Below are 21,314 nucleotides of genomic sequence, written 5' to 3' on the forward strand. Positions count from 1 at the left end.
TGTGCGTTCCTCGGGTCTGTGGGGCGGTCGTGGCCGCGGGAGCCAGGGCCTGCTCGGACGGGTCACCCCGCGGTTCACGGGCGGGTGACTCGGTGGATCATGAGGCGGGCCAGGTCAGGAAACCCGTGGTACGCAGCCCGCGCAGTTCGGTCCACATGGAGTTCCGGGGTGGTCGGGGTCCCCGTGCGAGGCGCAGCACCGTACGCACGAGGCGGGGCGGTGACACCGCCGCGACCTGGGCGAACCGTCCCCGCGCCAGCCACGTGGCCTCCTGGGGACGCAGCGCCGGAGGCCAGGGTCCGAGAGGCGGAGCCGGTGCCGTGCCGCGGCCGGTGGGAAGTCGCAGGGCCGCCGCGTGACGGGGTACGAGTCCGATCGACGCCACCCGTATGCCGGGGACGCGGCCGAGAGCGGCCCTGATCCGCGCAGGGAGCTCGATGCCCTCCGGGCTCGCGTCGTGCAGCACATGGACCGTCGCGCCCTCCGCCCGCTCCAGCGCCGCGACGAGGCGAGGGGCGAGCGGCAGAGCATCGACCGCCGCGAGGACGGGGCAGGCCGCCTCCAGATGCACATGGTTGGCGAGCAGCATGCGGGCGATCGAGCGGTCCTGGCAGACGAGAAGGCGGGGCAGCCCGTAGGCGTAGACGTCGGGTTCGGAGGAATCGGGTGTGGCCGGGGGCCGTGGCGGCGCCGACGGTACCGGCGGGAGCAGGCCCTCCACGGTCTCTCTGCCCCGCGCCTCCAGAGCGCGCGTGAACGTGGGCAGGCGCAGGGGAGGGGCGGGGGTCCGCGGGATGCGGGTGAGCAGTGTCGCGGCCGGGCTCAGGAGGCGGCAGGTCTCGTAGTAGAGCTGCCGTTCCGTGAACCTGATGCCGCCGGGGCCCGCGGCGCGGGCCCCGGCCCCGGTGATCGCGAGATCGAGGAGGCGGGCGCCGGGTCCGCGGCCGGTTCGGGGGGCCGGGGCGATGGAGGTCCCGCTTCCGGGAGCCTGGGGGCGTCGCGTGGTCATGCGGAGCTGGTGCCTTCCTGCTTGGACGTGCCGACGCCGGGTCGGCCGGTGTCCCGCACCCGTGGGGTCTGCGGGGTCTGCGGCCAGGTGAGGAAGCCGTTGGTGTGGGCGTGCCGGGGGCCGGGCGGCGGGGTGGCCAGGGCCCGCTCCACCGCCCGTACGACGATCGATTCGAGAAGGCGCGGCGGCACGGCGGCGATCGGGCTCCAGAAGCCGTCGGCGAGCCACTCGGCGTCGGCCTCGGGCAGACCCGCGACCGTACGCAGCTGTTCCACGTCGGCGAATCGATTGTGCCGGGCGAGCCGTACGACGCCCTGCTTGCCTCTGGCTGCGGAGACGGGCAGGCCCGCGTCCACCACGACCCGGTCGGGCTGCGCGGCGCGGATGAGCGGTGCCAGCAGGGCGCCCAGCGGGTCGGCGTTGTGCAGGACGACCACCGGGAGCGCGCTGTGGTACTCCGCGAGTTCCTCGAGGGCCCCTGCCACGACGTCGGAGCGCCCCGTGGTTGCCTCCGTGCCGGCGGCCTCCAGGAGGACGGCCCCCAGACGGCCGGGAATGTCATTGGCCGTGAGGAAGAGGGCTGCCACCCGGTCGGTGCAGAGGATCACGGCCGTGGGCCGGGACAACGGAGCAGGCCCACGGGAACGGCTCGCGCCGCGCGGCCTGGGCACGGGGCGCGCGTCGTCGACGACGCCTTTCGGTAGACGGCCGTACGTTGCCGACCAGACGCCCGTCATCAGCTGACGAAAGGTCTCTTCGGAGGGGATGATCTGCGAACGGGGCGGCTGACCGGGGCGATGGCGCATGGCCGATGCGACGACGAGGACGACGCAGCCGGCAGCTCCGGCGACGAACGCGAGGACACCGTCGGTCAGGGCCGCGCACAGGAGGAGGGCGACGGCCACCGGCAGAGCCACGAGCCAGCGGATCCCGGTCGGTACACCCTGCGGATCCTGCTCGGCCCACGCGTAGTTGCGGGTGCGGGACAGGTACCAGAGCTGGGTGAGGGTGATCTTCAGGCGGCCGTGGTCGGTGGCGCGCTCCGCGATGCCTCGGATACGGATGTCGTGCATGCCCATGCCGTGGACCGCAGGGTCGAGTGCGAAGCGCTTCCCGCAGTGCGCGCACACGCGGCCGGTGCGCTCCTTGCCCGTGAGCGAGGCGGCGCAGCCGGGGCAGATCATCGCTCACCCGCACGGTCATGGGTCGTCGGGCCCGGCCAGGTCATGAATCCCACGGACGCGGCACGACGCCGTTCCGGATCGACGTTCCGGGTGACCTGTTCGGCGATCCGGGTGACGGCGGCGAGAAGCCGGGCGGGAGGCATGCCGACGAGCGGGAACCGCCAGCCCTTTCCCAGCCACTTCAGCTCCTCCTCGGTGAACTCGCCGAGCGCGGTGAGCCGTGCCATGGTCTCCCGGCCGGGCTGATCGTTCCGGTCGCGGTAGGGCACGGCCTGGGTGAGACCGCGGACGGTGCGCAGCGGCAGTCCGGCGTCGATCACCGTGCGTTGCCCCAGACTCTCGCGGATACGCCGGACGAGGAGCTCCCCGTGCGCGTCGGCGTCGTGGAGCACGATCACCGGGCCCTGCGTGGGCAGGGCGCGGACCGCGTCGAGATCCTTGGCCAGCTCGATCCCGTAACGGGCGGGCAGGCCGTCGGCGATCAGGAACGCCGTGATGGAGCGGTCGGGGCACAGGAGTACGGCCCCGGTCCGAGCGCCGGAGGACGCACGAGATCTGGCCTGAGAGGGAACGGGAGGGGTGTCGTCGACCACCCCGGGCGGCAGCCCACCGTACACGTTCCGCCAGGGCGCGAGCGCCTCCGAACGGAACGCCGCACGGCTCATGACCGGGAAGCCCCGGCCCGCACCGGCGGCTCGTGCGAAGGCGAAGCCCGCGGAGGCGAGCAACAGGGCGCCCGAGACGAGGACGAGGTACGCGATCTCGGTGAAGATGCCGAGGACGCCGACGAACAGGCCCGCGCCGAGCGAGGCACCCGCACATCCCGACGCGAACTGGCTTTCCTTGAGGCGTCTGCGAGAGAGCGCGTACCACAACTGGTCCGGCGCCACTGCGATCCTGCCCTCCTCCGTCACCTTGGCGAGGATCCTGCGCACCCGCAGGTCGCTGAGGCCGAGGGAGTTGGTCTTGGGGTCGAGCGCGTACGTGCGCCTGCAGTGGGAACAGGTGTTGTTGGGGCGCTCCTTGCGGAGTAAGTTCTTCTCGCAGTGCGGACAGATCACCGGCGGGCCTCCAGTGCGGTCGCCACACGGCGCAGTCGCGCGGCCAGACGCTCGCGGACGCTGGTGGTGGCGATGCCGCGCTCCCTCTGCAGGTGCTCGATGCCCCGCAGGGCGGCGGCGAGTGCGCGGTAGTCGGTGACGGTGGCCACGGCCACCTGGCCGACCGTCGGGGTGTCGCCGGCGACGCGGCGCTCCGCCTCCCCGGCGGTTATCGCGTAGTCCTCGTGGTCGATTCCGTAACCGGTGTTGGCTGCGAGGATCGTCAGCGGATCGGTGCCCCTGTTCGCGAAGGAGTGGGGCATCATCTCCGGAATCCGTATCAACATCCCGGGAGTCAGCGGGACTTCGGTGACCCGGTCGCGGTCCGCGTCGTGGAGGCCGCACGCTGCGTGGCCCAGGCTGAGGACGAAGTGTTCACCGCCGTGGGCATGCGGGGTGAAGGCGCTGCGCGGCCCCACGACACCGAGTTTGACCGTGGCGTTCGAGGGACGTTCGGGGGAGGTCGTCGCGTCGCCCACCAGGTAGTGGGCGAACTGCCCGTCATCGATGAAGCGGAGGAACTCCCGCTCGGGTCCCAGCTCGCGGGCGCCCTCGCGGTCGGCCAGCTCGATGCCTCCGTCCGGCCTCAGGTGGTACAGCTCCACACCCTCGGGGAGCGTGCCCCACACTCCGCCCGGCATGGTGTCGGATATGCCGTCATGCGGTCTCCTGGACATCGCTCCTCCCCCTGTTTTCCTGTGCGCGGCGCACGCTCCGCAAGTGCATCGTATTGCCTTGATTCACAACAAGGGGAGCCTCTGGAGCGGCTGTTGGACAATGTGTGAGGGAACGGTGGGTGAACGCGCGTCGGGCGGACGGTGCTGTACGCGGGGTTGTCTCCATGAGGGCGCACATGCCGGTGGGACCGACGAAGGGCTGGGATCGGGAATCCGTCGGGGTCTCGGGGAGGTCGGAGAGGTGCCTGGTGGTGGTCACCCAGCCGGGCGCGGTGGTCACCCAGCCGTGCCGTACATGCCAGAGTTCGCCTCCGCGCTCGCATACCACACGGAGATCGAGGATGAAGAACACGTCCACATCGCGCTCGCGCCGGAGCGGAACTCCTGGACGGACATGCGACCGACCAGCTTCGCATCCGCCATGGATGCCGCCGCTTTCTGAGACGCGCTCAGTGGCCCTCGTCCTCATGCTTCTTCCGGGGAGGGCTCACGATGAAGGCCCTCCCCGAGTCCAGATCGAGAGGAGGCGCACCCATGCCTTCGTCTTCCCTGAGCAACTGTTGCCTTTGACTCTCCTCCCGTACGTGTTGCTGGGACGGGTGGAAGACCTCCATGAACTCGAAGTTCGCGGTCGAGTCCGAAGTTTGGCCACGCTTCCTGTTAATCCAGCGGAGAAGACTGATGCCGATAAGGGCAAGCAGCAGTGCGACTGCGAAAACCATCCCAAGTTCTAACATTCAGAAAACCCTTGGCATTCTCGACGATTACGGCTCAAGCGACACTGGACGAGTGAAGACGCCACCCACATGGCCCTAAATCAACCCATCATACAGAATTGAGTCTCAGTTCGGAGAAGTGCAGCAGGAGGAGATCGGCAAGGGCTAAGAACTCGGCAAGGACCGGATCGTCCCGGTCGCCGACGAAGAGCTCGACGAGATCCCGCTGTCGACCGCGAAGGCGATCGAAAATGTCGTGTTCGGCGACGCCGACAGCATCGACCCGATCCGGATCGGCGACACCACGAACTGAACCGCAGGGCCACCGAGCGCCGGCTCGTCCGGCCCTGACCCGGCGCACCGGCGCGCAGGGTCACCCCGAGCGCTGGTTCCTCACGTCGCACGCCGGGCGGGCAGGGCTAGGACACCGGCCGACGCTTCCTGGCGTCAACTTGGCGTTCCACGGTCTCTCGCGTCCGACGTAAAAAGGTGGAAAGGCGGGTAAACCAGCGCGGTGCATGCGGCATCCTCCCAGGCGTGATGAGCCTGACGGGGACACCCTTCTTCCTGGCCACGATCGCGCTGGCCGTGGTCACCGTGCTGCTTCCCCTGCTGCTGTGGGGCCGGGTACGCGGCCCCGCCGTGGCGCGCGGCGCGGTCCGCCTGGTGATGGTCGTCCTCGCGCAGGCGGCAGCCGTGCTGAGCGTCTTCGTGATGGTCAACAACACCAACGGCCTGTACGACAGCTGGGCCGACCTGCTCGGCACCGGACACCACATCGTCGCCGCGCCCGATCTCGGGCGCGACGGACTCGGAGATCACAAGCACCCGGCGAATGAGCCGAAGGCCGTACAGGACTTCAGCCTGACGCACGACGCCCGGATGGGCCGGGGCGTCCGCGTCACCCAGCTGAGCGGCCGGGTGTCGGGGGTGCGCGGCGAAGTCTACGTATGGCTGCCGCCGCAGTACGACCAACCGGCCTTCCGGCACCGGAAGTTCCCCGTGGTCGAGCTCCTCGGCGGCTTCCCCGGATCGGCGAAGGCGTGGTTCGGCAGCCTGCGGGTGCAGTCGCAGCTGGGGGCCGGGATGCGGAGTGGGGAGATTGCCCCGTTCATCCTCGTGGAGCCGCGGACCAATCTGCTGGCGGGTCAGGACACCGGGTGCGCCAATGTGCCCGGTGTCGTGGACGCCGAGTCCTGGCTGAGTGTGGACGTCCGGCAGATGGTGACCGATACCTTCCGCGCGCAGAGCAGCGCGAGCGGCTGGGCGGTGGCCGGGTACTCGGCCGGGGCACACTGCGCCGTGAAGATGGCGCTCTCCCACCCCGACCGGTACCGGGCCGCCGTGGGCCTCTCCGGCTACAACGACCCGGCCGCCGAGCGGGTCTCCCTCACGGGCCGGGACCCGGAGCTGCGGCGGGTCAACAACCCGCTGTGGATCCTGCGCCACGCCGCCACCCCGCCGCGCGTCGCGCTCTACCTCTCGGGCGGGCGCAACGACGGCTACCGTGACGGCCTCGCGCTGCGGCGGGCGGCAGCACCCCCGACGCGGGTGGTGGTGGCCGAAGTGAGCGGGCCGCACACCATCGGGCTGTGGAAACGTCAGGTGCCGCATGTCTTCCGCTGGCTGACGGCCGAACTGTCGCCCTACACGGGGCCGAGCTGCCGCCCTACACGGGCCGGGTCGCTCCCGCGGAAGGGCATCTGATCGATGGGGGACGGCCGGACCGGGCGCCCGGGTACGGCACGCGGATCATCTGCGGTGAGCCCCGTCGGCAAGCGCGTGTACGACCTGCGCCACACCTGCCTGACCACCCAAACGTATCGGCGTGCGCATGACCCGCAAGGGGATCCCCCCTCATCTCATCCGTGACGGCCGCGGGATGCCGAGGGGCGTTCACCGCCTGAGCCACCGCGCAGGGCAGGGCTACGGTCGGGGAACCCCACCGGTCCGGAGCCTGGACATCCGGGCCGGGTCTGTTCGCTCGGTGAGCGAACAGGATGCAATGCAAAGGGAGTTGGGGGACTGGTAGGAAAGTTTACTGTTCGCTAGCATCCTGGGTGGTGGCTCGGCGCGGTGCCTGCCCCCGTAGGCGTGACGCGCTCAGTGAGAGCTCTGGCCCGGCCACCATGATGCCGCCCCCTGCCCGCACGAGGGTCGGGGCGCGAGGTCACGCACCAATGCCCAGCTCTCGCCACCCCCAAGGCCAGGAGTCCAGGGATGCACCTGAACGGCTCAGCTCCGCTCCTCACGCCCACGCGGCGCCGTACGGTCGGCGTGGTCATCGCCGCCGTACTCCTCCTCGTCGGAAGCCTGTTGCTCGCCTACCCCGACCGGGCCGACGCCGCCGCCGACCCTCTTATTTCGCATGGCAAGCCCGCCACCGCCTCCTCCAGCGAAGCTTCCGGCCTCGGCCCGCAGAACGCCTTCGACGGCGACCCGGCCACCCGCTGGGCGAGCGCCGAGGGCGAGGACCCGCAGTGGATACGTGTCGACCTCGGTGCCACCGCCAACGTCACGCGGGTGGAGCTGAGTTGGGAGGCCGCGTACGCCAAGGCCTACCGGATCGAGATCTCCGCCGACGGCACCACCTGGACCCGGCTCGCCAACGAGACGGCCGGGAACGGCGGCACCGACGACTGGTCCGCCCTCTCCGGCAAGGGCCGCTACCTGCGCGTGTACGGCATCGCGCGCGGCACTGCCTACGGATACTCGCTGTATGAGGTCGAGGTGTACGGCACCTTCGACGGCGCGCCCCCGCAAACCGGTGCCTTCACCGTGGTCGCCGCCGGTGACATCGCCGCCCAGTGCACCGCCTCCGACAGTGACTGTGCCCACCCCAAGACCGCCGCACTGGCCCAGAAGCTCAATCCGAAGTTCTATCTGACGATGGGCGACAGCCAGTACGACGACGCCCGGATCGCCGACTTCCGCGCCTACTACGACAAGACCTGGGGTGCTTTCAAGGACAAGACGCATCCGGTACCGGGCAACCACGAGACGTACGATCCGGCCGGATCGCTGGTCGGCTACAAGACGTACTTCGGGGCGATCGCGTACCCCCAGGGCAAGAGCTACTACAGCTTCGACGAGGGCAATTGGCACTTCATCGCCCTCGACTCCAACTCCTTCGACCAGAGCGCCCAGATCGACTGGCTCAAGGCCGACCTCGCCAGGAACAGCAAGGCGTGCATCGCCGCCTACTGGCACCACCCGCTGTACTCCTCGGGCGGGCACGGCAACGACCCGGTCAGCAGGCCGGTCTGGAAGATCCTGTACGGGGCCAAGGCCGACCTCGTGCTCAACGGGCACGACCACCACTACGAGCGGTTCGCCTCACAGAGCCCCGATGGGAAGGCCACAGCCGACGGAATCACCGAGATCGTCGGCGGCATGGGCGGCGCCGAGCCGTACCCCATTGAGAACGTCCAGCCCAACAGCCAGAAGCGGATCAGCGGTGAATACGGCGTCCTGAAAATGGACTTCACCGACTCCGGCTACAGCTGGAGCTACGTCGGCACCGACGGCAAGACCAAGGACACCAGCCCGAAGTACGCCTGCCACTGATGTATCTGGCGACCACAGGCCGCCGGGACGCACCGGCCCCGCCCCGCACCGGCGGGGCGGGCCGACGCGTCCCCGGCACCGTCCTGGCACTCGGCACGGTCAGCCTCGTCACCGACATCTCCTCCGAGATGGTCACCGCGGTGCTGCCGCTCTACCTCGTCCTCGGACTCGGTCTCTCACCTCTCCAATTCGGGTTTCTGGACGGCCTGTTCAACGGTGCCGCCTCCGTCGTGCGGCTGCTCGGCGGGCACGCCGCCGACCGCGGTGGCCGGCACAAACGGGTCGCGGGGATCGGCTACGTCCTCTCCGTCTGCTCCCGGCTCGGCCTGCTTCTCGCGGGCGGTGCCACAGCCGGGATCGCCACCGCCCTCGCCGCCGACCGGGTCGGCAAGGGCATTCGTACGGCGCCCCGTGACGCGCTGATCACCCTGAGCAGCCGACCCGAGGCGCTCGGCCGGTCCTTCGGCGTGCACCGGGCGATGGACACCACGGGCGCCCTGCTCGGCCCGCTCGCCGCGTTCGCCCTGCTCTGGGCGACCGCCGACGCCTACGACGCGGTGTTCGTCGTCAGCTTCTGCGTCGGCCTGCTCGGGGTACTGATCCTCGTCCTGTACGTTCCCGGGGGTCACCCGGCACCACCCACGAACTCGACTCCCCGTACACGCAAGACAATTGGGGCACTCCGTGATCCCGCCTTCCGCCGGATTCTCGGAGCCGCCGCCCTGCTGGGTGCCGCCACCGTCGGTGACGCCTTCGTCTATCTCCTGCTCCAGCGCCGCCTCGGCCTCCCCGTCGGCTGGTTCCCGCTGCTGCCGCTCGGCGCGGCGTCGTGCTATTTGCTGCTCGCGGTCCCGGCGGGCCGCATCGCGGACCGGGTCGGCCGACGGCTGCCGTTCCTGTACGGACACGTCGCGCTGCTCGGCGTGTACGCCACGCTCCTCGCTCCGACCGGCGGCCCGGCCCCGCTTCTCCTCGGGCCCGTCCTCGTGCTGCTGGGCGTCTTCTACGCCACCACCGACGGGGTACTGATGGCCCTCGCCGGACCGGTGCTGCCCGCCGACGGCAGGGCGGGCGGACTCGCCCTGCTCCAGACCGGCCAGGCGCTGGCCCGGATGCTCGCCGCCGCGGGCTTCGGCGCCGCGTGGACGGTGTGGGGGCCACGCCCCGCGCTGTGGGCGGCGATATCGGCTCTGCTCGCTGCGCTCGCGGGCGGCTGGGCACTGCTGCCGCGCAACCAGTCCGGCACCCCGGCCCCCAAGGGGCCGGGAGCCCCGATCCTCGAGAGGCGGACCGCATGAGTGCCAGGTTCCCAAGACCCGCGCCCCCGCTGGGCCCACGGGCCCGTATCGCCGTCGTGGTGGCCGCGGTGCTACTCCTCGCGGGCGGCTCCGTCGGGTACGCCCTGCACGCGGAACGCCGGTCGGAGGGGCAACGAGCAGATGCAGTCGCCTCGTTCACTCTCCGTGGGCCCGCGCTGTACTTCCGGGACACGGTCACAGGACGCGTCGCACATCAGCCGCTCGCCGGAACCCCCGGCGCCCGCACCCCCGGCGGCCCCGCCTGTGACCGGTTCTACGCCTCAGGTGATACCGCGCTCTGCCTGCGCGCCGAGCCCGGGGTGCTGCCGAAGACATACGCAATCGTTCTCGACCGGCGGCTGCGCGAGATGCGCCGGATCACCGTGCCGGGCCTTCCCACCCGCGCCCGCGTCTCCGCCTCCGGGCGGATGCTGTCCTGGACGGTGTTCGCCACCGGTGACTCGTACGCCACCACCGCCTTCTCCACGCGGACCGCCGTCCTCGACCTGCGCACCGGCTACCTCATCAAGTCCATCGAGGAGATCCCCCTCACCATCGACGGTGTCCGCTACCACGCCCCTGACGTCAATTACTGGGGGGTGACCTTCGCCCGCGACGACAACCGCTTCTACGCAACCGTCTCCACCAAGGGCCGCACCTACCTCGTCGAGGGGAACATGAGGGACTGGTCGGCGAAGGCGCTGCGGCAGAACGCCGAGTGCCCCTCCCTGTCACCTGACAACACCCGGATCGCCTTTAAGAAGAAGGTTTCCGACGACCCGGCCGCGCCCTGGCGGCTGTACGTCCTCGATCTGCGGTCCATGCGTGAGACGCCGCTCGCCGAGACACGCAGCGTCGACGACCAGGCGGCCTGGCTGGACGACGGCACGGTCGCCTACGCGCTGCCGGGCGCGGCCGGCCGGGCGAGCGACATCTGGACCGTCCCCGCAGACGGCACCGGGGTACCCCGCGTGGCCGTGGCGGGCGGATCGTCGCCGGTGGCGGTGGGCTGAGCGAGGAGGCCCGGGGCCTGGTGGTGCCCGCGTCAGACGGTGCAGTACTGGATGTGCAAGCGGGCGGGTGCATGCCGACGGGTCCGTGCCCGTGGCCATGGGCCAGGGCCGAGCTTGACGCAGAAGTGCCCGGCGTCCGGGTAGCGGTGCAGGTGTGACGGGGCCTGGTCGACGAGGCCGCGCAGAGCGGTGCCGTGCTCGCGGAACGCGGTGGAGTTGCCCACGACGAAAAGAGTGTGCGCAGCGATGCCGAAACGGAGGTGGTCACGGTACGCCCGGTATTGTCGCCGTTGATAGTCGATGGCGGTCTCGGCGGGGAAGTCATGGTCCGGGGTGGTCGCGGTGTGAGGTTTACCGGCACCGAGTCGTGCCTGGACCTGCTTCCACGACGTGGTCGGAAATTGCAGGCTGTGATGGACCAGGACCAGGCCCAGCGAGACCGGTTCGCCGTCGCTGACGTCGCCGTCGGGGAACGGGTTGGCCCGAATCGGCAGGTAGACCAGCGACCGGGCGGACCGGGCGGCGAGCGTCCACACGGCGGCGAGCTGGACGGCGCTGCCCCGGTCGGCGTACATCGACAGTCAAGGGCGGTCGTCGCGCAATGCCAACCGTGCCGGGGCCGGGGCCGGTCGAACCACCCGGACCTCATTGCTGCCCAGCCGGACTCTGTGGATGTGCACCCGTAGTTCCACACGCTTCCTCAGGCCTGTCGTCACCGAAGTCTCCACCACCCGCACCACGATCCCCTCCCTTGTACAACTGTGGGTGGCGCTTCCCGAACAACACCGGCACGCGCGTCCGTCGGCGCCGGTGTACAGCGGACGGCCCGAAGTGCCAACCCCTCGCGAAGGTGCGGTTGCATCGCCACCTGACACGCCGCCGCAACGGCGTGAGGCGTTAACAACCGTGATAGAAGAGGGTGTTATGAAACAAGAGGCATACAACGCAGACCAATTCCGCAGCGCTGTTCCGCACTCAGCTCGCGTCTGGAACTACTGGATTGGCGGCAAGGACCACTACCCAGTGGACCAGGAGCTGGGAGATCAAGTGATCTCGAGCTACCCCCAGACGCGGGAACTCGCCCTGGCGTCACGGGCCTTTCAGGCGCGTGCGGTGCGGTATCTGGCCGGAGCGGGAATATCCCAGTTCCTTGACATCGGGACCGGGCTTCCCGTGCAGAACAGCACCCATGAGGTCGCGCAGAGCGTCGAGCCGAAGGCTCGCATCGTGTACGTCGACAACGACCCGCTGGTCTTGGCACACGCCCGTGCCTTGCTGACAAGTGCACCGGACGGGATGACGGACTACGTGCACGCGGACATGCTGGAAGCCGAACGGGTACTCAAGGAAGCGGCGCGCACCCTGGACATGACACGACCCGTGGCCGTGATGGTGCTGTCCACACTGGGACACCTCCAGCCCCAGGCCGGCATCGAACTCATGCGCCAGTACCTGGCCGGCACAGTGGCAGGCAGCTATCTGGTCCTCTGCGACACGGTCGCCACGCCCCAGACGCTGGCTGCGCAGAAGGCTTACGCGGCGGGCGACACTCCGCCATACCTGGTGCGCCGGCCGGAGGAGATCCTCGCGAGCGCCGACGGGATGGAGTTGGTCGAGCCCGGATTCGGGTCTATCACCCTCTGGCGAGCGGACGAAGAGGACCTTGAACCGGTCGACCAGTGGGGATTCGTCGCCCGCAAGGTGTAGAAGTCGGCGACTGCACCGGTCGACGCTCTGAGCCCGCGTTCGCATGTGGCTATACGAAGCGGTCACTGCACGCTTCAGCGCGCACCCGGCGTCTCTCGGCGATCCCCGCCCGGTGCGTGCCGCCCTGCGGCAGGCCGAGCCGGTGTTCCGGCACGCACAGGATTGCCCGTACGCGTACGGTGCGTGCGACTTTCAGCAGGGCTCTGACCAGTACGGGTTGGGGGCTGCGGTTGGCGGTGACCAGGCCTACCTGCTCCGCCCGTCAACGCGGCGAGCAAGGTCAGGGGGCTGCCTTCGACTCGGTCCGCGCCTGTTGTCGGCGCCATCACGGCGGGATCTCGTGGATGTCGCACCAGCGCACTACGGCGGCCCGGGAGATGGCCTTCTCGCGAGCGAGGGCGCTGAGTGTGCGGCCCTGGTTGACGTACTGCTCGTACAGCCAATTCCGGTCGATCTCGGTTGGTGGGCGGGGGCTGTGCCGCGAGACGCCATGCTCATCGGCGAGTTCGGTGAGCGTTCTTCTGGCGATGCCGGTTTCCGTTCGATGGCCAGGAAGGGGCGGCCTTGCTCCACGTAGAGCTGAACGAGGCGTTCCCTGGGCATGAGCGTCCTTGCGGAAGCCAGGCGTGTCCAGGCCCGCGGCGTCCGTTGGCTTGATGGTCATCCTCACCCCGACCTCCGCGAACATCTGCTGGAGCACGGTGGCTCGCTGCTGGGCATCGGGGCGGTTGTCGACCAGGTAGTCGAAGGAGAGGCCCGGGTGGCCTGCCCCTGCGAGCAGGGCGTGGGCCTTCGCCGGGTCGTGGGCCGGGTAGGTGTTCGCGGCGCGGTACGGGGAGCGGGAGCCGATCGGGCCGTCGGAGACTGTTCCCTGGCCGAGGAAGACAACCTTCTCCACGCCCTCGCGGTCGACGGCGTACTGGAGCGCCTGGCGCACACGGGGGTCGTCGAAGGGTGCGGCCTTGGTGTTGAACAGGACGGTGGAGGTGGAGCCGGGCCTGGTGGCGGTGCGCAGGCCGTTGCCGGCGGCCTGCTTGAACTGGGCGGGGGTCTCGGTCCAGATCAGGTCGGCATCGCCGGAGCGCAGGGACTGGTAGCGGCTGTCGGAGTCCGGCAGCACCCGGTGGACAATCTTGTCGGCGTGGCCCTTGGCCCCCCAGCAGGCGCGCCATGGTGACCGAGACGCCCGCTTGGACGCTCTCCACGGTGTACGGGCCGGATTCGACCGCCGCTCCCTCACCGTTGGGGGTCTCGGAGATGTAGCCGAGCGAGCGGGTGAAGAGGCCGGGCAAGGCGGCGTTGGGTGCTTTGAGGGTGAAGTCGACGGTGGTGGGGCCGTTCGCCTTCAGCGCGCCGATGGTCGCCGCGTCGGTGGCGCAGGAGCACTTACTCTCCGGCTTGTAAGACGCTTCACGTGGTCGACGACCGCTTGGGAGTCCAGCGGCTTCCCGTCGCTGAACTTCACGCCCTCGCGCAGCTGAAGAGTCCAGCCGGTGGCGTCCGCGTTCGGATGCCGATGATGGTCCTGGCCAACGCGACTTGGCCAGGTAGGGCTGCACAACGCCGTTGTCGCCGTTGACCATCACAGTCAGCGTGCCGTCGGCCGGGTCGAGCTTGGTGAACGGCCGGTCCAGACCGACCTTGAGGGTCCCGCCGTCGACCGTCGGGCCGTCGGCCGCAGCGGCCTCGGCGGGGCCACCGCCGGACACCGCGTCGTCGGATGCCGTGCAGGCACCGGCGGTCAGGGTGACGGCGAGCGCGCAGGTCGTTGCTGCCAGGACGTGCTTGTCCGCTTCATGCATTTTGCGCGACAAGTTCCGCCTCGGCCTCTTCGGAGACCCGTACGTCGACCCGGATGCTGCCACCGAAAGAGTCGGCGCTCCGGCCGGCATCGCCGCAGCCCTGGCCGGTGCCCCGCCCTGCTGCTCGCCGACGAACCCACCACCGCCCTCGACGTCACCGTCCAGCGCACCGTCCTCGACCTGCGCGACCGCCACCGGGAGACCCGCGGCCTGCGCGCGCTGCGTCCCAGAATGCAGATGGTCTTCCGGGACCCGCTCTCGTCACTCAACCCACGCCGCCGGGTCAGCCGGCGCGCGACCGCGTGGCCGTCGTCGCACGACAGCTGGACGCGGTGGGCCTCCCGCCCGCCCTGTCTACTCCCCGCCGACCCGCCGTCCCCGCTGGCCCCGCCCTCCGGCTGCCGCTTCCGAACCCGCTGCCCACTCGCCGACGCCCGCTGCTCAGCAGAGACACCCGCGATGCGTGAGGTTGCCCCGGGCCGCGCAGCCGCGTGCCACCGGCCGTTGATTTCCTGAGCAGCGCGCGAGCGGTGGGCTCGCCCCTTCGGGACGCGTGGCGCATGTGCGAGCCGCCGCGCATCACCTTGGCGGTGCCGGTTGAGGGACCCTTCGGGTGGGCCGACGGCTCGCCCGGCGGTGGGTCGTCGACCACATGGTGGAGCCGAGGCGTTCGGCGTTCACGTAGTCACTGCCGGCCGGGACGAACGTCAGCAACGCGCCGGAAACCACGCCCGGCATCGACAGCGGGAAGGTTGTCTCGCGGGAAGGTTGTACGGACCACAACGGCCTATTGTTAAAGAATGATCAAAGTTGAGCATGAGACCGGTCCTCAGGGGCTGCTTGTGTGCCCAGTTTGTAAGCACCCCGTGGCCGCCACCATCATGAGGCGGCACAAGACTCTCGGAGTCTTCGTGCCCGTGCGGGGCCCGGGCCCCTGCCGCAACCCCGACTGCCCCGAATACCTGGAGGAGCCGGAGCACAGTACCCCTCAGGACCACTGACATCAGGACGGGACACCAGGCCTACGGACGACGCTTGCGGCCCGGGAAAGTGACTCACGGTGAGCGTCCGAGTCCCGGACTCGTCATGCCGCTGATCAACCTGACCCCGAGCAGGCCAAGAGAGCGTGGAAGAAACGGTGACAGACCACCGGTGATCGGCTACCTCGTCCGGGTCTTGCAATTCGGGGCCATCTCGGGGTAGCGCCGAGGTAAGCCCCAAAGGGGCCATGGGATGATCTTGAAGCCCTGACCACCCAGCTCGTCACCCGTTCGGCTCAACGTCGTTGGTGGTGATGTTGGACTGTTTGCTGGCTCCGGGGCGGGACCCGCGGCGCGCCACTGGGACCTACGCCGCGCTCAGCGGGTCCTTCGCGCGAGTCGCGCCACGTGCCACCCGTAGCCCGGTCGGGCCGGGCACGACGGTCAGGACACTGGGATTCCGAGCTCGGAGAGCGGGCCGCGGACGGTCTCGAACCACCCTCCGCAGTCGCCCTGGAGGACGATGCGCCAGTCATGGACCAATTGCCGAACGCCACCCGTCTTCGACAGGTACAGGCCAGCTCCACCCACGTGTGCGGGGCCCGCCGGAACCGGCCTGGGCAGTAAAGCGAGCACGCCGGATACAGGATCCGAGCCGTGCGCAGATACCGTCCGAGGGAATCCGTCAGCGACGGACAGCCTGTGCTAACAGTGACCGCGCACCCGTCGGAACGGAGGCGCTCGCGGCGCCGTTCGTCGCCAATCGCGGGTACCGCGATCAGCAGCCGGAACGCCTTCCGAGCGAGGCAGGCGATCTTCCCCAGTTGCTGGTCGATCCGGCCGCGTGTGATCAGTACTGCGGGCGTGTGCGTCGGGCGCAGCCCGGTACGGCGGACACTCTCCGGTCCGTCGTCGGCGGCGGCGCGAGCCTGGATGCACTGGTGGGACAAGAACCGCAGCGTCTCGGACTGCTCCTCCGGGCTGAGCTGAGTGCGTCAAACCACTCGATGCCTGTGACATCGGGCGTAGCCCCTGGGTGAATTCGTGGGGTATGGCGTCGCGCTCGGTCATGGCTGCCTCCCGTTGAACAGGCGGCGCTCGACGCCGGGCTCCCGACGCGGGCCAGGAACCACGGCCGCGGTCATTCCGGCGTCGCCGTCGACGACCACGACCGCGGTGCCGGACAGCTCACCCGTGATCGCGTTGGCGCTGTAGACGCCAGTTGTCGTCGTAGTTCGTCCGCGGGCCGTCCGAGGAGATCATCACGTCCTGGGCCGTGGTCGGCGTCGGGGCGATGGCGATCGTCGGGTCGATCGTGACCGGGTACTGCTGCTCGGGTGCGGCCGGCCACATCGCGTCCGGGGTGACGATGAGCTTCCAGCCCCTGCCCGCCTTGGTGAGCTTCTGCTCGACGGCGGAGCTGTAGCCGGTGCTGTACGACGATGTGGCGTCGTTCTTCGCGTCCGTCATGAACGCGGCCGGGATCACCAGGACGGGATCCGCGCCCTCGCCGTAGGACTTGACCGAACCGACCTGTACACCGACCTGCCCGCCATTCGCACGCTCGCCGCGGTCGCGCAGACAAGCTGATCCCCCCGGCCCCGCGGATCCGCCTCCGCGGGGCCGTCGCACGCCTGTCGCTCCCAGCGGCGGGCTGCGGGGTGAGCGCTGGTTCCTAGTCGGGCAGGTGGTAGACGGCGAGGGCCGCGGTGTCGTCGTGGAGGCGGTTGTTGCTGTAGATGAGGAGATCGTGGTGGAGGCGGTCGAGGAGTTCCCGGGGCGGGAGGGGACCCCAGGAGAGGACACGCTGGGGGAGGGGATAGAAGGCCCCGGTGGGGTCGCGTGCTTCGGTGACGCCGTCGGTGTAGAGCAGCAACTGGTCGCCGGGGCGGAAGGGGTACTCGTCGACCCGGTAGGCCTCCGTGAGAAGCATGCCGAGGTTGAGGGGCGGTGCGGGGTCGGCCGTCTCCAGCTCGGTGACCCCGTCGGAGCGGATGAGCAGGGGCGGGGGGTGGCCGCAGTTGACGATGCGGACCACGTGACGGCGGGGGATCTCCGCGAAGACGGCAGTGACGAAGCGTTCGCTCATGTCGCTTCCGGCAAGGCGGGTGGCCCTGCGGTTCATGCTGGTCTCCACCCGGCGGGCAACGGTGGCGAGGTCGGGTTCGTCGTGGGCGGCCTCGCGAAAGGCACCGAGAAGGGTGGCGGCCGTCTCCACGGCAAGGAGGCCCTTTCCGCGGACGTCGCCGATGACAAGGCGGAGTCCGTACGTGGTGGGGACGGCCTCATACAGGTCACCGCCGATGCGTGCCTCCGCAGCGGCGGATAGGTAGAGGGCTTCCACCTGAATGGGGCCGATGCGGTGAGGGACCGGGCTGAGCAGGACACGCTGCGCGATCTCGGCCACGAAACGCACGTTGGCGAGGGTGCGTTCCCGGCGCACGCGGTGGGCAGCCAGGATTGTTCCGAGAACGCCGACCAGAGCGGTGCACAGGTAGGCTGCCACGTAATGGCGCTCCCACACGTAGCTCACCGAGCGGCCCGCGCAACACGGGGTGCCGGCCAGGACCCCTTCGAAGGCGATCGCGAACACGGTGACGGCAGCGACGGCAGCCGGGCCGTGGGCGAAGGCGGCGATCACCGGGAGGGCGATGAGCAGGAAGCTCACGGGCCACTGCACGGGCGTAAGGGGTTCGAGCACCAGGATGCCCGCGATGTAAAAGGCGGGCAGCCAGCGCATCCATGCGGGCGCGGCCGGCACCGGCGGGCCCCCGCTGCCGGGCCGCGCCGCCCAGTCGCTCGCCGCCCCGGGGCGGCCCGGCCACCTCACTGCTCTCTCCGGCGCGGCGCGAGCGCGGACGCTGCCCCGCCGGAGCACGGAGCCACTGTGGAGCCCGCACGCGGACGGCACTCCTGGCGGCTCCACTCACACAGCCCGTACACGCGGAACTCCTGACATAAGACATGGTCAAGACGTCCATCCTGCTGCGCCGTAAGGCTGCGGGCCGGTCATTGCTCCAGCCAACGGCATGTCAGGACCGGTACGGCCGACGAGCAACGACGACGTCCCGTCGTATCGCCCGCTTCACCACCGCGCGCGACCTCGGTGGGGCGCTTCGCGTGCCGCGCTCGGGCACGGACGCAGCGCACCGCGACGCCTGCAGCGGCGATCTCCGGCCACCTGCGGCACCGCACTTGCATGAACGCGCTTTGTCCTTGGGGCAGGAGGAGTTGGCGGGTGGCAGTGGGTCTCGGGCGAGGCTGGTGACATCGGGTTCGATCCCTGGGCTCGTGCCACCCAGCGCAGTGCTCCCGCACAGCCGACCCCGCGCCGCGGCCGAGTGGAGGCGGTTCGACGACTGACCCACAGAAGCCCCGGGAGCAACCTCATGGATGGGGCGACCAGGGTTCACGCCCGGCGATCGTCTTCCCCCTGACCGACTCCGCGTTACGAAAAGTCGCAGATCCAGGCGCTGGACCGTTCCCAGCCGGTGCTGTTGATGATGCCGGGTATGCCCCAGCGGCGCCCATGACTACATCCGCAATGGCCTGACCATCCTGTTCGCGGCTTTCGATGTTGCGACACGCGAGGTCATCACCTCACTGCATCGGCGCCACCGGGCAGTGGAGTTCAAGAAGTTCCTCGTCAAGATCGAGAAGTAGGTTCCTGGGCACCTTGAGGTCCACCTGATCTGTGACAATTACGGCACCCGCAAGACACCGGCCATCAAGTCCTGGCTGGCCAAGCACCCCCGGTTCCACCTGCACTTCACGCCTACCGGTTCCTCTTGGATCAACCAGGTGGAGAGGGGGTTCGGCTCTCTCGCCGACCAGAAGATCGGCCGTGGTGCACACAAAAGCGTGCGCACTCTGGAAGCCGACATCCGAGTCTGGGTCAAGGAATGGAACGAAAACCCAACACCATTCACCTGGACCAAGACAGCCGAAGAGATCCTCGACCCACTCGCCTGTTTCTGCCAACGAATCTCCGACGCAGGACACTGGTGGGTCAGCGGCAGGCTTCGGAGATACCTTCGAGCCAGTCGCGGATCGTGCCTCGCTGCTCCGGTGTGAACGCGGCTTCCAGTTCGGCTTCACGGCGGTCGACGGCGACGCGAGCCTCTGCCAAGCGCACCCGCCCGGACTCGGTGACATGGATCTGGTGAATACGCCGATTAGTCGGATTCGGGCGCCGTTCGATCAGCCCCTCCAGCTCGAGACCGCCGAGCATCTCGTTGGCGGCCTGTCGGGAACTTGCCACCTCCCGAGCTACGTCCGCGACTGACATCCCGGGATGCGCCTCGGTCATCATCAGAGTGGCGTACTGCGAGGTCGACAGCCCAAATCCTCGCCGTACTCCTGTTGTCCTCGCTGCTGATCTGGCTGGACAACACCATCCTCACCGCCACCTTCGAGACCCTCGCCGACCCGGTCCGCGGACTGGGCGCCAGCCATGCCCAGCTGCAATGGGCCACCGGCTCGTACACTTTGGTCTTCGCCACCTCGATGTTCACCTCAGGCGCATTGGGCGACCGCTTCGGCCACCGGACCGTGCTCGCAATGGGAATGGTGATCTTCGTCGGCTCCTCGGTGTGGGCGGCGTACGCCGGCGACGACGGCCAACTGATTGCCGCTCGGGCCGCGATGGGTGCGGGCAGCGCACTGATCATGCCCGCCGCCATGGCCGTCCTCATGTGGACCTTCAGCGGTGCCGCGCGGGCAACCGCGATCGGCATTTCCTCGGCATCCGCAGGTGTCGGAATCGCAGCCGGCCCGCTGCTGACCGGAGTCCTTCTCGACCATTTCTGGTAGGGTTCGGTCTTTCTCATCAACATCCCGGTCGTGGTGCTGGTGTTGATCGGGATCGCCACGCTGGTCCCGAATTTCCGCAGCCCTACCTCGCGTCCGCTGGACGCGGCCGGGCTGCTGCTGTCGATCAGCGGACTTGCCCTTGGCCCACGGGCTGATCCGTGCGGGGCAGGTGGCCTCCTGGAGCCCTGCAGAAGTCTGGGCACCAATCACCGCCGGACTGATTCTGCTGGCCGCTTTCGTGTTCGTCGAACTGCGAGCCCGACAGCCCAGCTTCGATCCCCGACTGCTGGCCCAACGTATGTTCGGCGGCGGCAATGCGGCGCTCGGGTTGCTGCTCTTCGCCATGACCGCTGCCAGCTTCTACAGCGCCTTCTACCTGCAAGGCGCACGCGGCTTCTCGCCGCTGGAGGCGGGCTTGGCCCTTTCCCCAGCGGCGCTCGGCTCGATCGTGGGGGCGCCCCTCGGTGTCCGTCTGGTTCGCCGCTGGTCGCTATGCCCCGTTACCACGACGGCGCTGACCATGGCGGGACTGGCCATGGGCTCCCTCGCGTTCTTCGGGCTGCGTACTCCACTCGTCTGGAACGAGATCGTATATTTGGTCCAGGGCCCCTCGATCGGCATGGTGATCGGCTCCGTGACGGCAGCACTGATGAGTACCCTGCCGTTGGAACGGGCCGGCGCCGGATCGGCAGTTACCAACACCGTGCGACAGACCGGCAGCCTGCTCGGAATCGCGGTAGGCGGCACGATCATGTCGATCGCGTATCGGCGCGCGTTCGCCGAAGCGGCCGACGCCGAGGTGGAGTTCGTGCGAGTGGCGGTCACCTCCGAACAGGTCAAGACCCCCTGCCGAGTGCCACCGACCGGCATTCGTTCTCCGGCACCACGATGCCCCAGGCCGAGGCACTGCCTCCCGACATCCTGGCGGCGATCGCGCGCACGGCGATCGAAGCCCGCCGCGACCTGGCCGTTCTCAACAGGCGATCGAGCCAGAACCAGCCGAACGACGGACCATCATCGACCGGCTGATCAACCTGCGATGAGCGCGCGGGGAAATCGGGCCGCAGTATCGGTGCCCGATATCGGATTCGGCGCTGTGCTGTCGAGCCGAGGGAGGCGGTGGACGGGTGAGGGAGTTCCAGCGGGGCGCGGTGCGGCTGCACATCCTGCACCATGTGGCCGAGGAGGAGATCCACGGTGCGTGGATGGCGCAGGAGCTGGCTTCGCATGGCTATCGGGTCAGCCCGGGGACGCTGTATGCAACGCTGCACCGGCTGGAGGCGGACGGGCTGCCGGTCTCCGAGCAGTGGGTCGTCGCAGGGCGCACCCGCCGCGTCCACCGGGCGACCGAGGAGGGGAAGACGGCGCTGGCCGAGGACCGCCGGGCGCTGGCGGAGCCGGCCCGCGAGGTCCTGCCCACCGAGGACCGGCCTCGCCCGTGACCGGCCC

At 69.5% G+C, this 21,314-nt stretch carries 22 protein-coding genes and 3 pseudogenes; 12 read left to right on the forward strand and 13 right to left on the reverse strand.

The features are described 5' to 3' along the window. Window positions 1-97: 97 nt before the first annotated feature. From OG953_RS40410 to OG953_RS40425, 4 genes are read right to left on the reverse strand one after another with little or no spacing between them, the layout of a single operon-like run. On the reverse strand, window positions 98-1,009 hold the full coding sequence (locus tag OG953_RS40410) for a hypothetical protein (protein ID WP_405690831.1): 912 nt from the start codon (window positions 1,007-1,009) through the stop codon (window positions 98-100). Beyond that, the gene (locus tag OG953_RS40415) at window positions 1,006-2,193 is read right to left on the reverse strand and encodes a hypothetical protein (protein WP_405690832.1); all 1,188 of its coding nucleotides are present in this window, start codon (window positions 2,191-2,193) and stop codon (window positions 1,006-1,008) included. The genes OG953_RS40410 and OG953_RS40415 overlap by 4 nt, the downstream gene beginning before the upstream one ends. Continuing rightward, the gene (locus tag OG953_RS40420; protein ID WP_405690834.1) at window positions 2,190-3,254 is read right to left on the reverse strand and encodes a hypothetical protein; all 1,065 of its coding nucleotides are present in this window, start codon (window positions 3,252-3,254) and stop codon (window positions 2,190-2,192) included. The genes OG953_RS40415 and OG953_RS40420 overlap by 4 nt, the downstream gene beginning before the upstream one ends. Next, window positions 3,251-3,970, reverse strand: coding sequence for a cupin domain-containing protein (locus OG953_RS40425; protein ID WP_405690836.1), 720 nt, complete (start codon window positions 3,968-3,970; stop codon window positions 3,251-3,253). The genes OG953_RS40420 and OG953_RS40425 overlap by 4 nt, the downstream gene beginning before the upstream one ends. 286 nt (window positions 3,971-4,256) lie before the next feature. On the opposite strand from OG953_RS40425, the gene OG953_RS40430 reads away from it, so the two are divergent. Continuing rightward, window positions 4,257-4,412: a hypothetical protein gene (locus tag OG953_RS40430; RefSeq protein WP_405690838.1), complete on the forward strand. Its 156-nt coding sequence runs from the start codon at window positions 4,257-4,259 to the stop codon at window positions 4,410-4,412. 7 nt (window positions 4,413-4,419) lie between these two features. Here OG953_RS40430 and OG953_RS40435 read toward each other — a convergent pair whose 3' ends face one another. Beyond that, entirely contained in the window at window positions 4,420-4,692 is a 273-nt protein-coding gene (locus OG953_RS40435) for a DUF6191 domain-containing protein (protein ID WP_405690839.1), read from the reverse strand. A gap of 534 nt (window positions 4,693-5,226) precedes the next feature. Here OG953_RS40435 and OG953_RS40440 point away from each other — a divergent pair. From OG953_RS40440 to OG953_RS40455, 4 genes are all read left to right on the forward strand, one after another. Further along, the gene (locus OG953_RS40440) at window positions 5,227-6,393 is read left to right on the forward strand and encodes an alpha/beta hydrolase (protein WP_405692360.1); all 1,167 of its coding nucleotides are present in this window, start codon (window positions 5,227-5,229) and stop codon (window positions 6,391-6,393) included. A 513-nt stretch (window positions 6,394-6,906) separates the two neighbouring features. Next, a complete protein-coding gene (locus OG953_RS40445) occupies window positions 6,907-8,253 on the forward strand; it encodes a discoidin domain-containing protein (RefSeq protein ID WP_405690841.1) in 1,347 nt (448 codons plus the stop codon). Further along, window positions 8,253-9,551 carry an MFS transporter gene (locus tag OG953_RS40450; RefSeq protein ID WP_405690843.1) on the forward strand — a complete coding sequence of 433 codons (1,299 nt, stop codon included), beginning with the start codon at window positions 8,253-8,255 and terminating at the stop codon, window positions 9,549-9,551. Before OG953_RS40445 ends, OG953_RS40450 begins: the two co-directional genes overlap by 1 nt. Then, window positions 9,548-10,564 (forward strand): TolB family protein, encoded by a 1,017-nt coding sequence (locus OG953_RS40455; protein ID WP_405690845.1) that lies wholly within the window; start codon window positions 9,548-9,550, stop codon window positions 10,562-10,564. Before OG953_RS40450 ends, OG953_RS40455 begins: the two co-directional genes overlap by 4 nt. 32 nt (window positions 10,565-10,596) lie before the next feature. On the opposite strand, the gene OG953_RS40460 is transcribed toward OG953_RS40455, so the two are convergent. Next, window positions 10,597-11,139: a hypothetical protein gene (locus OG953_RS40460; RefSeq protein WP_405690848.1), complete on the reverse strand. Its 543-nt coding sequence runs from the start codon at window positions 11,137-11,139 to the stop codon at window positions 10,597-10,599. Between the two features lie 349 nt (window positions 11,140-11,488). Here OG953_RS40460 and OG953_RS40465 point away from each other — a divergent pair, with 349 nt between their 5' ends. Next, window positions 11,489-12,271: an SAM-dependent methyltransferase gene (locus OG953_RS40465; RefSeq protein ID WP_405690850.1), complete on the forward strand. Its 783-nt coding sequence runs from the start codon at window positions 11,489-11,491 to the stop codon at window positions 12,269-12,271. 325 nt (window positions 12,272-12,596) lie between these two features. On the opposite strand, the gene OG953_RS40470 is transcribed toward OG953_RS40465, so the two are convergent. Next, window positions 12,597-13,511 carry an ABC transporter substrate-binding protein gene (locus OG953_RS40470; RefSeq protein WP_405690853.1) on the reverse strand — a complete coding sequence of 305 codons (915 nt, stop codon included), beginning with the start codon at window positions 13,509-13,511 and terminating at the stop codon, window positions 12,597-12,599. 105 nt (window positions 13,512-13,616) lie between these two features. Further along, window positions 13,617-13,832 (reverse strand): ABC transporter substrate-binding protein, encoded by a 216-nt coding sequence (locus OG953_RS40475; RefSeq protein WP_405690855.1) that lies wholly within the window; start codon window positions 13,830-13,832, stop codon window positions 13,617-13,619. A 478-nt stretch (window positions 13,833-14,310) separates the two neighbouring features. Between OG953_RS40475 and OG953_RS40480 the strand changes: the two genes are divergently transcribed. Beyond that, entirely contained in the window at window positions 14,311-14,589 is a 279-nt protein-coding gene (locus OG953_RS40480) for an oligopeptide/dipeptide ABC transporter ATP-binding protein (RefSeq protein ID WP_405692361.1), read from the forward strand. Window positions 14,590-14,727: 138 nt separating this feature from the next. On the opposite strand, the pseudogene OG953_RS40485 reads toward OG953_RS40480, so the two are convergent. The 4 genes and pseudogenes from OG953_RS40485 to OG953_RS40500 form a co-directional block, all read right to left on the reverse strand. Beyond that, a pseudogene (locus tag OG953_RS40485) lies at window positions 14,728-14,835 on the reverse strand (ABC transporter permease); the annotation flags it as partial. Window positions 14,836-15,349: 514 nt separating this feature from the next. Continuing rightward, on the reverse strand, window positions 15,350-16,003 hold the full coding sequence (locus OG953_RS40490) for a DUF5958 family protein (protein ID WP_405690857.1): 654 nt from the start codon (window positions 16,001-16,003) through the stop codon (window positions 15,350-15,352). A 238-nt stretch (window positions 16,004-16,241) separates the two neighbouring features. Then, a complete protein-coding gene (locus tag OG953_RS40495; protein ID WP_405690860.1) occupies window positions 16,242-16,685 on the reverse strand; it encodes a hypothetical protein in 444 nt (147 codons plus the stop codon). A 43-nt stretch (window positions 16,686-16,728) separates the two neighbouring features. Next, complete coding sequence (locus tag OG953_RS40500) at window positions 16,729-17,883, reverse strand: PP2C family protein-serine/threonine phosphatase (RefSeq protein WP_405690861.1); 1,155 nt, start codon at window positions 17,881-17,883, stop codon at window positions 16,729-16,731. 622 nt (window positions 17,884-18,505) lie between these two features. Here OG953_RS40500 and OG953_RS40505 point away from each other — a divergent pair. Then, window positions 18,506-19,127, forward strand: a pseudogene (locus OG953_RS40505) (IS630 family transposase); the annotation flags it as partial. Here OG953_RS40505 and OG953_RS40510 read toward each other — a convergent pair. Beyond that, a complete protein-coding gene (locus tag OG953_RS40510) occupies window positions 19,063-19,392 on the reverse strand; it encodes a MarR family winged helix-turn-helix transcriptional regulator (RefSeq protein ID WP_405692363.1) in 330 nt (109 codons plus the stop codon). The pseudogene OG953_RS40505 and the gene OG953_RS40510 overlap by 65 nt on opposite strands. A gap of 23 nt (window positions 19,393-19,415) precedes the next feature. Between OG953_RS40510 and OG953_RS40515 the strand changes: the two genes are divergently transcribed. The 4 genes and pseudogenes from OG953_RS40515 (at window position 19,416) to OG953_RS40530 (ending at window position 21,307) form a co-directional block, all read left to right on the forward strand. Then, window positions 19,416-19,865 carry an MFS transporter gene (locus OG953_RS40515; RefSeq protein ID WP_405690864.1) on the forward strand — a complete coding sequence of 150 codons (450 nt, stop codon included), beginning with the start codon at window positions 19,416-19,418 and terminating at the stop codon, window positions 19,863-19,865. 238 nt (window positions 19,866-20,103) lie between these two features. After that, window positions 20,104-20,535, forward strand: a pseudogene (locus OG953_RS40520) (MFS transporter); the annotation flags it as partial. Between the two features lie 218 nt (window positions 20,536-20,753). Next, a complete protein-coding gene (locus tag OG953_RS40525) occupies window positions 20,754-20,894 on the forward strand; it encodes a hypothetical protein (RefSeq protein ID WP_405690866.1) in 141 nt (46 codons plus the stop codon). Window positions 20,895-20,992: 98 nt separating this feature from the next. Next, window positions 20,993-21,307 (forward strand): PadR family transcriptional regulator, encoded by a 315-nt coding sequence (locus OG953_RS40530; protein WP_405690868.1) that lies wholly within the window; start codon window positions 20,993-20,995, stop codon window positions 21,305-21,307. Window positions 21,308-21,314: the final 7 nt, after the last annotated feature.

It is taken from the genome of Streptomyces sp. NBC_00057 (genome assembly GCF_045041165.1).
In the GTDB taxonomy this organism is placed as follows: domain Bacteria; phylum Actinomycetota; class Actinomycetes; order Streptomycetales; family Streptomycetaceae; genus Streptomyces.